This window comes from Demequina sp. (genome assembly GCF_016278775.1).
Taxonomy (GTDB): domain Bacteria; phylum Actinomycetota; class Actinomycetes; order Actinomycetales; family Demequinaceae; genus Demequina.
The window spans coordinates 1-10,835 of the sequence record NZ_JADQBF010000044.1 but is presented as its reverse complement, the minus strand read 5'-3'; the positions used below and the strand labels follow the sequence as shown (position 1 = coordinate 10,835).

Sequence of the window (10,835 nt, the reverse complement as noted above, 5' to 3'; positions counted from 1 at the left end):
ACCCGCCGGCCGGCCAGGAGCCCCAGCCGCGGGCGGGCGTCCAGCCCCCGGCGGCGCACGTCCAGGTGGCTTCGCGCCGAGGCCAGGCGGTGCCCCTGCTGGCGCCCCCGGTGCTCAGCGCCCCGGTTTCGGTGGCCCTCCAGGTAGCCGTCCGGCTGCCGGTGGTCGCGGACGCGGCGGCGGCACCGCCGGCGCCTTCGGACGTCAGGGAGGCCGCCCCACGCGTGGGCGCAAGTCCAAGCGCGCCAAGCGGATGGAGTACGAGCAGCAGCAGGCACCCTCCATTGGTGGCGTGCAGATACCTCGCGGCGACGGCAACACGCCGTTGCGCCTGCGCCGCGGCGCGACGCTCAGCGACTTTGCCGACCGCATCGACGTCAACCCCGCGTCGCTCGTGACCGTCCTGTTCCACTTGGGCGAGATGGCCACGGCCACGCAGTCTCTGGACGAGGACACGTTCCAGGCTCTCGGCGAAGAGCTGGGCTACAAGATCACGATCGTGTCGCCTGAGGAGGAGGACAAGGAACTACTCGAGGACTTCGGGCTTGACCTCGAGGCAGAACTTGAGGCCGAGACGGACGAGGACCTCGAAGTGCGGCCCCCCGTCGTCACCGTCATGGGTCACGTCGACCACGGTAAGACCCGTCTGTTGGACGCCATCCGCAAGTCCGACGTCGTGTCGGGCGAGGCCGGAGGCATCACCCAGCACATCGGCGCCTACCAGGTGCACCGCGACCACGAGGGCGACACCCGCGCGATCACCTTCATTGACACCCCGGGTCACGAGGCGTTCACCGCCATGCGTGCGCGTGGTGCCCAGGTGACCGACGTAGCCATCCTTGTGGTCGCCGCCGACGACGGCGTCATGCCGCAGACGGTGGAGGCCTTGAACCACGCGCAAGCGGCCAACGTGCCGATCGTCGTGGCCATCAACAAGATCGACACAGAAGGCGCCAATCCCGACAAGATCCGCCAGCAGCTCACGGAATACAACCTGGTGGCGGAGGAGTACGGCGGCGACACGATGTTCGTCGAGGTCTCCGCGACACAGGGCAAGAACATCGAGACTCTTCTCGATGCGGTGCTGCTGACGGCAGACGCTGGTCTCGACTTGCGTGCCAACCCTGACAAGGCCGCTCGCGGTGTTGCGGTCGAGGCTCACCTCGACAAGGGTCGCGGCCCCGTGGCGACGGTGCTCGTCCAGTCTGGAACGCTGCGCGTCGGCGATGCGATTGTTGCCGGCACGGCATACGGCCGCGTGCGAGCCATGTTCAACGAGCACGACGAGTCGGTTGCGGAAGCACTTCCGGCGCGCCCCGTCATGGTCATCGGCCTCACGTCGGTGCCTCGCGCAGGCGACACGTTCCTGGCGGCAGAAGACGACCGCACGGCACGTCAGATCGCTGAGAAGCGTGAGGCAGCCGAGCGCGCGGCTCAGCTGGCCAAGCGTCGCAAGCGCATCAGCCTTGAGGACTTTGCGAAGGCCATCGAGGACGGCAAGGTCGACACCCTCAACCTCATCATCAAGGGCGATGTGTCCGGTGCCGTCGAGGCGCTCGAGGATGCTTTGCTCGCGATCGATGTGGGCGACTCGGTGGACCTGCGCGTCATCCACCGTGGTGTGGGTGCCGTCACGCAGAACGACGTCAACCTGGCCACCGTCGACAACGCCATCATCATCGGCTTCAACGTGCGTCCCGCCGAGCGAGTCCAGGAGTTGGCCGAGCGCGAGGGCGTCGACATGCGCTTCTACTCGGTCATCTACCGTGCCATCGAGGACGTCGAGGCGTCCCTCACCGGCATGCTCAAGCCCGAGTTCGAAGAGAAGCAGGTCGGCTCCGCCGAGGTCATGGAGATCTTCCGCTCCTCCAAGTTCGGCAACATCGCCGGTTGCTTGGTGCGCAGCGGAGTCATCAGGCGCAACGCCAAGGCGCGCGTGGTGCGCGGAGGCAACGTGCTGGGCGAACCGACGATCGACACCTTGCGCCGCTTCAAGGATGACGCCACCGAGGTCAAGGATGGCTTCGAGTGCGGTATTGGTCTGGGCAAGTTCAACGACATCCAGGTGGGCGACATGATCGAAACCTTCGAGATGGTGGAGATTCCGAGGTCCTGATGGCCGACTCACCCCGCGCACTCCGGATCGCGGGCACGATCAAGAAGATCGTGGCCCGCGCTCTGGAGAGCGAAATCAAGGACCCCCGCTTGGGGTTCGTCACCGTGACGGACGTTCGCGTCACCGGAGACCTGCAGCAGGCGTCGGTGTTCTACACCGTCTACGGCGGCGAGGAGGACCGCGCCAACACGGCGGCTGCCCTTCAGTCCGCCAAGGGGCGTTTGCGTTCGATGGTGGGCGGCGAGCTGGGAATCCGGCTCACGCCCTCCCTCGAGTTCTTCCTGGACGCGGTGCCGGAGACGGCGGCGACGCTCGAGAAGGCGCTTCATGAGGCCGCGCTGCGCGACGCGGAGCTGGCCAAGTTGCGCGAGGGAGCCGCCTACGCCGGAGAGGAAGACCCTTACCGTCACCCCTCCGACGAGGACGACCAGGAGGACTGACCGCGTGGCCCGTCGCGCCGACGAGCCCACGCCGGGCCTGCTACTGGTGGACAAGCCGGCAGGGTGGACCTCGCACGATGTTGTGGCACGTGCACGCCGACTGCTGAATACCCGCAAGGTGGGCCACGCAGGCACGCTTGACCCCATGGCCACCGGCCTGTTGGTGCTGGGGGTCGGGCGCGGCACGCGCTTGCTCACGTACGTGACGGGTCACGACAAGTCGTACGACGCCACCCTTCGCCTGGGGCAGTCCACGGTGACGGACGACGCAGAGGGCGAGGTCACGTCAACGGCCGACGCTTCAGGAGTGACGGACGACGCGCTCGCCGCGGCTATTGCGGGCCTCACCGGCGACATCCTGCAGGTGCCCAGCTCTGTCAGTGCCATCAAGGTGAACGGGGAGCGCTCCTACGCGCGCGTGCGCGCTGGCGAGGACGTGGCGTTGGCCGCTCGGCCAGTAACCGTTTCCCGCTTTGCAGTGCGCGACACACGCAGGGGAGACGGGGTGATCGACGTGGACGCCGCGATCGACGTCTCGTCGGGAACCTACGTTCGCGCGCTTGCGCGCGACCTGGGAGCCGTGTTGGGCGTCGGGGGGCACCTGACCGCGCTCCGCCGCACCAGCGTCGGCCGTTTTGACGTGGCACACGCGCTCACGGTGGAGGCACTCGGGGCGCTCGCCGACTCGGGAGCCGCCCTCCCGCTCATCCCTCTCGACGACGCAGCGAAGGCCGCCCTCCCGGAACTGGCGCTGAGTGCAGAGGAGGCGACCAGCCTCAGTTATGGCAAGCCGCTCAAGGAGCGTGCGGCGGAGCTGATCTCACCTGAGCACGATGACGACTTCACGCACGACGCCGTCGCGGTCGCGCCCGACGGCCGGGTGATCGCGATCGTCCGTCGGGTGCGCGGCGCCGCCAAACCAGTGATCGTGTTCGCGCCTGCCGGCCAAGAATCCTGACCTAGGTGAGCAAGCCCGTCGCGACGTAGACCGCCAGAACCACGAGGGCCACGTAGCCCACGACGAGGCCCGCACCGTAAAGCCACGCGTGCAGGCGCGTGCGCGGGTGCTGCAAGTCCTCGGGGATCTTCGGTCGCTTGGTGAAGGCGCCAGCAGGCCCGTCCTTGATCGTGCCCAGCAGGAAGTCGGCCATGCGGACATGCGCGGTGACCGTGAGCGGGTCGTTGCGGTATGCGGAAACGACCAGGCGAGACCAGGAACCACTCCGGTCCTTTTCCTCGACGGCGACAGGAACGGAGACGCGGGAACGTCTGTCGGTATAGACGTTGAGGGCGATCGTGGTCAGTGCCGCGCTGAGGAGCCAGACGATACCCCACCACGCGATGGGGTCAACGAAGACCACCAAGAGCGTGGTGTAGAGCGCCGCCACCCACGGTTGGATCGTGTTGAGCCACAAGTAGTGAGCATCCACAATCTTGATGGTCTCGAGCGGCGCCTGATACAGCACGTGCTCGCGGCCGCCGATCATCATGACGTCTGCCGACTTCGGCGTCACCGGATAAATGGTCTCCATCGCTCCACCCCCAAGCGGATCTGTGCGCCCACAGTGCGCGTTCGTTCCTACTCCATGTTCGCACGCGAAGCTTTGCGCAGTCATCGGGCATGGTCGAATGCGGCAGAATGATCGAATGACCTCCGTGTGGCGCTCGCTCGCCGACGTGCCCGCAGACCTTGGCCCCACCGTCGTCACCGTCGGCAACTTCGATGGCGTGCACCGTGGCCATCAAGCCGTGTTGGCGGAGGTAGTCGCCGCCGCGCGTGCCCTGTCGGCGAAGGCGGTGGCCGTCACCTTTGACCCCCACCCCAAGGCCGTCCACGACCCCGACCACACGCCCGAGCTCATCACGGGACTTCAGGACAGGGTCGAGCGGATGGCCGCGGCCGGGCTCGACGGCATCGTCGTGCAGCAGTACACGTTGGATTTCGCGATGGCCACTCCTGAGGAGTTCGTCGCCGACTACGTAGTGGCAGGCCTCGGCGCGGTCGCGATTGTGGTGGGTCGCGACACGCGTTTTGGGCGCGGCAACGCTGGCGACGTGGAGACGTTGCGCGAGATGGGGCAGCGGCTGGGCGTCTCCGTTGACATCGTGGGAGACGCTGCGGGCACCACTGAGGGCGCGCGTAGGTGGTCCTCGACGTGGGTGAGGGAATTGCTGGAGGAGGGCGACCTGCGCGGAGCAGCCGAGATACTCGGCGCCCCCCACCGATTGCGGGGCATCGTCGTCCACGGCGACAAGCGAGGGCGCGAAATCGGCTTTCCCACCGCCAACCTCGACGTGCATGCGGGCTACGTGCCGCGCCACGGCGTCTATGCGGGCTTTCTGACGGTGACAGACGCGAAGGACAATGTCGCGGCACGTCAGTGGGAGGGCATGGCCCTGCCCGCCGCCATCAGCCTCGGATTCAACTACACCGTCGACAGCGAGGGACTACGCATCGAGGCCCACGTCATCGACCGTTTCGACCTCGAACTGTACGGAACCGAGGTCGCTCTCGACCTGATCGAATGGCGCCGGCCGATGCTCGACTTTGGTGGTCTCGCGCGGCTCATCACCGCCTTGGGCGAGGATGTCGCCTGGTGTCGCGAGGTGTTAAACCTGCGTTAACTCGCGACACGGCGGTCGCTGCTGGGGCTATTGTTCCTAGATGGACACCAGCCGGGAGCCTCGTCAGGACTACACACCGCTGGTAGTTCTCGCGGGCGTCAACAAGCATTTCGGCGAGTTGCATGTGCTCCAGGACATCAACCTCACCGTCGGTTCTGGTGAAGTGGTCGTCGTCATCGGGCCATCCGGCTCCGGCAAATCCACCCTGTGCCGCGCGATCAATCGCCTGGAGACCATCGACAACGGCACCATCCAGATCGATGGCACGGACCTGCCAGCCGAGGGGCGCCCGCTCGCGAAGCTTCGCGCCGACGTCGGCATGGTCTTTCAATCCTTCAACCTCTTTGCCCACATGACGGTGCTCGACAACGTCATGCTCGGACCCCTCAAAGTGCGCAAGATGCCCAAGGCCGAGGCGAAGAAGTTCGCCATGGAGCTGCTCACTCGGGTGGGGGTCGAGAATCAGGCGGACAAGCACCCGGCGCAGTTGTCGGGCGGTCAGCAGCAGCGTGTGGCCATCGCGAGGGCACTTGCGATGAAGCCGAAGGTCATGCTGTTTGACGAGCCGACGTCAGCGCTCGACCCCGAGATGATCAACGAGGTGCTCGACGTCATGACGGACCTGGCCGCAGAGGGCATGACGATGATTGTGGTCACGCACGAGATGGGGTTTGCGCGTAAGGCTGCTGACCGCGTCGTCTTCATGGATGAGGGCGTGATCGTCGAAGAGGCCACCCCAGAGGAGTTCTTCACGAACCCACAATCCGACAGGGCCAAGGACTTCCTGTCCAAGATCTTGACGCATTAGCCAACCCCAAGGCCGAGAGATCCTCGGTCAGGCGAGAGGATAGGAAATGAAGAATCTCAAGTGGGCGGCGCTCGGCGCCGCTGCGGCAATCGCCTTGACGGCGTGTTCCAGTGCCGACGAGCCGGAAGCGAGCGACGAGCCATCGGACGCGCCAGTGATGGCGGAGTTCCCCGAGGGCTCGACGATGGCGGCGCTCGCCGACGCGGGCTCCATCACGATCGGCACCAAGTTCGACCAGCCGCTGTTCGGGCTGATGTCCCCCAGCGGTACGCCGGAGGGCTTTGACGTCGAAATCGGCAAGATGATTGCGGCCGAGCTCGGCATCGATGCGGGCAGCATCGAGTGGGTCGAGACCGTGTCGGCCAACCGCGAACCCTTCATCGAGTCCGGCCAAGTCGACATCGTGGTAGCCACGTACACGATTAACGACAAGCGCAAGGAGGTCGTCTCCTTTGCTGGTCCGTACTACAACGCGGGGCAAGCACTCATGGTGCTGACCGACAACGAGGAGATCATGTCGCCCGATGACCTCGCTGGCACGAACGTCTGCTCGGTCGAGGGCTCGACGCCAGCCGCCAACATCGCGGAGAACTACCCCGAGGCGAACCTGGTGCTGTACGGCGCCTACACGGACTGCCTCGAGCCGCTACGCAACGGCGAGGTCGACGTGGTCACCACCGACAACGTGATCCTCGCGGGTTACGTGGCCGAGTCCGGCGGCGAGTTCAAGGTCGTCGGTGAGCCCTTCACGGAGGAGCCCTACGGCATCGGTGTGGCGCTGGACGACACCGAGTTCCGCATGTGGATCAACGACGTGCTCGAGGCGTCCTTCGATGACGGCCGCTGGCTGACCGCATGGCAGGAGACTGCAGGCACGGTTCTGCCCGATCCCGCAGTGCCGACGGTCGACCGGTACTAGGCCCCCAGTAGTCCGCTGAAGGCGGGGCGTCCCTCACGGGCGCCCCGCCCCAGGCGCCTCACGATCGAAACGGAGCGAGCACGCCATGGGCGCCCTTGTCGCGAATGCTGACCTGCTGTGGCAGGGCTTCGCGGCGACCCTGATGATCTCCGTCGTGGCGGGGATCCTTGCGTTCGTGTGGGGAGTGGTGCTCGCGGGATTCAGGGTCTCGCCCATCGGCCCCCTGCGGACCTTCGGGACCGCCTACATCAACGTGGTGCGCAACACCCCGCTCACCCTCGTGTTCCTCTTTCTCGGCGGCTCTACGTCCGCCCTGGTGGGCATCGTCGTCCCGGTGTCGAGGGACACCTACTTTGGGGTCACGATCAACAACGGCATCGTCTTCGCCATCGTCGCGCTCTCGCTGTACACGGCCACCTTTGTGTGTGAGGTGGTGCGGTCGGGAATCAACTCGGTGGGAGTGGGTCAGGCAGAGGCGGCGCGCTCGATGGGCCTGACCTTTGGTCAGACGCTGACCCAAGTGGTGCTGCCCCAGGCCTTCCGATCCGTGGTCCCGCCGCTCATCAACGTGTTCGTGGCGCACATCAAGAACACGTCGGTCGCCGCGGGCTTCGCGGCGACGGAGCTCGTCGCCGTGGCGAACCGCCTGTCAAACGCCAACCCCGGTGACGTATTCGTGATCTTCATGGGCATCGGCGTCGCCTACTTGGTCATCACGGTCCCGCTGTCCATTGCGGCCGAACAGCTCGAAAAGAAAGTGGCGGTGGCCCGATGAGCGCGCCGCAACAGGTCCTCTTCGACGTCCCCGGCCCCAAGGCGATACTGCGCGACAAGATCTACACGCTGGTCTTCTCGGTCGTGATGGTGGGCCTGCTGGCTCTGGTGGTCTACACGGCATACAGCCGCGGCATCTTCGATGATCGCTGGCAGGTGCTGTGGGACCCGCAGAAGGGCAACCAGACCGCCGCGGACGTCTGGCACTCGTTGCTGGTGCGCGGCCTCCTCGAGGGGACACTCAAGGCTGTCGCCATTGCGGTGCCGATCGTCGCCGTGACCGCCACGATCCTCGTGATCGCGCGCGTGGCCAGCAACGGCCTCATGCGGGCTCTCGCCTACATCTTCACTCACGTCTTCCGCGGTATCCCTGTGCTGCTCACGATGTACTTCGGCGTGATTGCACTCGGATTGTCGCCGCTCGTCTCCGTCGTGCTTGGCCTCGCGGTCTACAACACCGCCGTGGTTGCCGAGATTCTGCGAGCGGGAATCGCGGCGTTGCCCAGCGGCCAGCGCGAAGCGGGGCTGAGTCTCGGGCTGCGGCCATTGTCCGTACTACTGCGCATCCAGTTGCCGCAGGCAGTGCGCATCATGTTGCCAGCGCTCGTGAGCCAGGTGGTGGTGCTGCTCAAGGACACGTCGCTCGGCTTCATCATCGCGTACTACGAACTCCTCACGGTGACCAAGAATGACTTCAACTACTTTGGCGAAGCGACCACCGTTCCCTTCGTGCTGGTCGCGGCCATCATCTACATCACCGTCAACATGGCCGTCAGCCGATTCGCTCACTGGCTCGAGGGTCGGCTGAGTGGTGCGCGTTCTTCGGCAGGGGTCGGAGATGCGCCAGTGGTGCCTCCAGGGGGAGTGGCCGGGACTGGGCTCGGCGTCACCGCCCACTAGGGCAGCAGGGGTGGCGCCTCTCTTCGCCTCCGTGCCTGCCCATGTGCAAGGCCACCCGCGTAGCGCGGCCAACGCCCCGTCCGGTATGCTTGACCCTCGCCGTAGAACGGCCGCGGATTTCACTGCCCCAGAGAATCAGCCTGGGCGCGCCGCGCAACGATGTGTGAAGAGGAGAGCCTGTGCCGCTCGATGCAGCTACCAAGAAGTCCATCATGACCGAGTACGCCACGTCCGAGGGTGACACCGGCTCGCCCGAAGTCCAGGTGGCGATGCTCACGCGTCGCATCAACGACCTGAACGAGCACCTCAAGGAGCACAAGCACGACCACCACTCGCGTCGTGGCCTGCTCCTCCTGGTCGGCCAGCGTCGGCGCCTGCTCGGCTACCTGCAGAAGATCGACATCGAGCGTTACCGCTCGTTGATTGAGCGCCTCGGCCTGCGTCGCTAGTCCTTTCGGACCGACGCGCCAAGCCGCGCTCAGGCCCGGTCGCTCGCCCCTCAAGGGCTGAGCGACCGGGCCTTTCACTTTCTCGAGCGCGGGTTCGGCCGCCGGGTCGCCACGATGCAAGCCGCGCTTGCCAAAGCCCAAGCTGGGGCGGGCGGATACCATGTGCGGTCATGGGAATCGCGGACGGAGCGGCACATGAGCGTGGCTGACGCTGAGTCTCCCGTCTACATGGAACGGCAACCGTCGCCAGCGCTCACGGGCGTGGTCCGCAGGCTGTGGTACCTGTCGGCACCGACCCGCGGCACCATCGAACGCATCCTTCCGATCCCGTATGTGCACGCCATCGCCAACCTGGGCGAGCCGTACGTGGTGATGAGTCATGGCGAGACACCGGTGGGGCTCACGTGCGCGGGAGCCTTCGTGTCTGGCCTGCAATCCACCTATCTCGTGAATCGCAACCCCGCGCACCTGCATCACGTGGGGGCGGAGCTTGAGCCCTTCGCGTGGCGCGCCTTCGGAGTCGACCCCTTCGCGGACGAAGTCCGGGGTGCGGGCCCCATCCTGCCCTTGGTCGATGGCGTCAGTGCTACGCACCACGGCACTCGTGATGCCGATGCGGCGCTCGACGCGCTCGACGCAGCGCTCGTCAACTCACGTGCGGGAGTATCACCGGACCCGGTGGCCATCGCGGTGGCACGCGAGATCGCGAAGGACCCCGACACCCCCATTGCTGAGGTCGCACGCCGGTCCGGAATCACGCCGTCGGCGGTGGCTGCCGCGTTTCGCAGGGCTACCGGAGTGACGCCCAAGGCTCACGCGGACGTGCACCGGTTCCACCAGTTCCTCAGGGCTATCTCCGAGCCCGGTGAATTGCCGACGTGGACGGAACTCGTCGCGCGGAGCTCCTATTACGACCAGCCTCACTTCATTCGCAGCTTCACGCGGTTCGCGGGAATCTCACCCCGCGCATACGTGAGGGCGCTCGGGGACGAAGGCAGGGCGGGGCCGTCTTTCCTCGCGACCGACGCCACGTGAATTTGTACAAGTATTGACCCGCAGTTGGCTGGCACCGTCTTCGCATGGACACTCAAGACACCGTCAACTTCCTTGCCGTAGGGCTCGCCGCGCTCTCCATGTTCCTGATCGGCGGAGCCTGGTACTCGGTGCTGTTCCCGGGTGCGTGGCAGCGCGCGGCCGGGTTGTCTAGCGAGGCGCTACAAAGTGGGGCCGCGCGAGTCTTCGTCGGCAGCCTCGTGCTGGCACTGGTGATTGCGGGCAGCCTCGCGGCGTTCATCGGTTCCCAATCCGTGGCCTTCGGCACGGTCGTCGGTGCGGTCGCGGGCCTGACCTTCTTTGCCGCTCCGCTGTGGATTGTCTACTTGTTTGAGCGTCGGAGCCTCGCACTCGCGGCAATTAACGGGGGTTACGGCGTGGTGAGCTTCACGGTCATGGGCCTGATCGTCGGCGCCCTGCAATAGTCGGCACGCCGCCTAGCGGCACGGATTGAGCTACGGGGCGGACGATGCGGGCGCGAGGTGGTACAGAATGAGCCACTGGGGCGGGGGAGAGGGCCCCGTGGGAGCCCCCTCTGCTAGTCTTGGAGCACTCGCATGAGCGAGTTCAACCTGCATACCGAGCGGGTCGGCCGGACGCTGGTCCTCGGTGGAGATGCTCAGAACCCCTCACTTGGCAGTTCTGAGCGTGTCGACTGACGATCAGCCGGGGCTCGAAAGCCCAGTCCTGCCTGCTCGCTCCCTCATTACAAGGAGCGTGAGACCTTAAATGGAAGGTCCCGAAATCCAAT

Annotated in this window: 12 protein-coding genes; 11 read left to right on the top strand and 1 reads right to left on the bottom strand. The window is 65.9% G+C overall.

Annotated elements, in window-relative coordinates:
- From infB to truB, 3 genes are all read left to right on the top strand, one after another.
- On the top strand, positions 1 to 2,116 hold a 2,116-nt coding region (infB, locus tag QZZ33_RS06555; protein ID WP_291378966.1), incomplete at its 5' end, for a translation initiation factor IF-2.
- Positions 2,116 to 2,556, top strand: a complete 441-nt coding sequence (gene rbfA / locus QZZ33_RS06550; RefSeq protein ID WP_291378965.1) for a 30S ribosome-binding factor RbfA — start codon at positions 2,116 to 2,118, stop codon at positions 2,554 to 2,556. The genes infB and rbfA, both read left to right, overlap by 1 nt.
- Before the next feature lie 4 nt (positions 2,557 to 2,560).
- Positions 2,561 to 3,514, top strand: a complete 954-nt coding sequence (gene truB, locus QZZ33_RS06545; protein WP_291378964.1) for a tRNA pseudouridine(55) synthase TruB — start codon at positions 2,561 to 2,563, stop codon at positions 3,512 to 3,514.
- Position 3,515: 1 nt separating this feature from the next.
- Here truB and QZZ33_RS06540 read toward each other — a convergent pair whose 3' ends face one another.
- Positions 3,516 to 4,088: a hypothetical protein gene (locus QZZ33_RS06540; RefSeq protein ID WP_291378963.1), complete on the bottom strand. Its 573-nt coding sequence runs from the start codon at positions 4,086 to 4,088 to the stop codon at positions 3,516 to 3,518.
- Between the two features lie 115 nt (positions 4,089 to 4,203).
- Here QZZ33_RS06540 and QZZ33_RS06535 point away from each other — a divergent pair, with 115 nt between their 5' ends.
- From QZZ33_RS06535 to QZZ33_RS06500, 8 genes are all read left to right on the top strand, one after another.
- Complete coding sequence (locus tag QZZ33_RS06535; RefSeq protein WP_291378962.1) at positions 4,204 to 5,181, top strand: bifunctional riboflavin kinase/FAD synthetase; 978 nt, start codon at positions 4,204 to 4,206, stop codon at positions 5,179 to 5,181.
- A gap of 79 nt (positions 5,182 to 5,260) precedes the next feature.
- Entirely contained in the window at positions 5,261 to 5,989 is a 729-nt protein-coding gene (locus QZZ33_RS06530; protein WP_291378967.1) for an amino acid ABC transporter ATP-binding protein, read from the top strand.
- Between the two features lie 46 nt (positions 5,990 to 6,035).
- Entirely contained in the window at positions 6,036 to 6,908 is an 873-nt protein-coding gene (locus QZZ33_RS06525) for a glutamate ABC transporter substrate-binding protein (protein ID WP_291378961.1), read from the top strand.
- An 85-nt stretch (positions 6,909 to 6,993) separates the two neighbouring features.
- Complete coding sequence (locus QZZ33_RS06520) at positions 6,994 to 7,683, top strand: amino acid ABC transporter permease (RefSeq protein WP_291378960.1); 690 nt, start codon at positions 6,994 to 6,996, stop codon at positions 7,681 to 7,683.
- Positions 7,680 to 8,582 (top strand): amino acid ABC transporter permease, encoded by a 903-nt coding sequence (locus tag QZZ33_RS06515; protein WP_291378959.1) that lies wholly within the window; start codon positions 7,680 to 7,682, stop codon positions 8,580 to 8,582. Before QZZ33_RS06520 ends, QZZ33_RS06515 begins: the two co-directional genes overlap by 4 nt.
- A gap of 179 nt (positions 8,583 to 8,761) precedes the next feature.
- Positions 8,762 to 9,031, top strand: coding sequence for a 30S ribosomal protein S15 (rpsO, locus tag QZZ33_RS06510; protein WP_291378958.1), 270 nt, complete (start codon positions 8,762 to 8,764; stop codon positions 9,029 to 9,031).
- A gap of 195 nt (positions 9,032 to 9,226) precedes the next feature.
- Complete coding sequence (locus tag QZZ33_RS06505) at positions 9,227 to 10,066, top strand: AraC family transcriptional regulator (RefSeq protein ID WP_291378957.1); 840 nt, start codon at positions 9,227 to 9,229, stop codon at positions 10,064 to 10,066.
- Positions 10,067 to 10,110: 44 nt separating this feature from the next.
- Entirely contained in the window at positions 10,111 to 10,509 is a 399-nt protein-coding gene (locus QZZ33_RS06500; protein ID WP_291378956.1) for a DUF1761 domain-containing protein, read from the top strand.
- Positions 10,510 to 10,835: the final 326 nt, after the last annotated feature.

What these genes read in the sequence shown, in the direction of transcription:
- rbfA (WP_291378965.1), top strand. Translation starts at nt 2,116, where the DNA reads ATGGCCGACTCACCCCGCGCACTCCGGATCGCGGGCACGATCAAGAAG.
- QZZ33_RS06540 (WP_291378963.1), bottom strand. Translation starts at nt 4,088, where the DNA reads ATGGAGACCATTTATCCGGTGACGCCGAAGTCGGCAGACGTCATGATG.
- QZZ33_RS06535 (WP_291378962.1), top strand. Translation starts at nt 4,204, where the DNA reads ATGACCTCCGTGTGGCGCTCGCTCGCCGACGTGCCCGCAGACCTTGGC.
- QZZ33_RS06525 (WP_291378961.1), top strand. Translation starts at nt 6,036, where the DNA reads ATGAAGAATCTCAAGTGGGCGGCGCTCGGCGCCGCTGCGGCAATCGCC.
- QZZ33_RS06520 (WP_291378960.1), top strand. Translation starts at nt 6,994, where the DNA reads ATGGGCGCCCTTGTCGCGAATGCTGACCTGCTGTGGCAGGGCTTCGCG.
- QZZ33_RS06515 (WP_291378959.1), top strand. Translation starts at nt 7,680, where the DNA reads ATGAGCGCGCCGCAACAGGTCCTCTTCGACGTCCCCGGCCCCAAGGCG.
- QZZ33_RS06505 (WP_291378957.1), top strand. Translation starts at nt 9,227, where the DNA reads ATGAGCGTGGCTGACGCTGAGTCTCCCGTCTACATGGAACGGCAACCG.
- QZZ33_RS06500 (WP_291378956.1), top strand. Translation starts at nt 10,111, where the DNA reads ATGGACACTCAAGACACCGTCAACTTCCTTGCCGTAGGGCTCGCCGCG.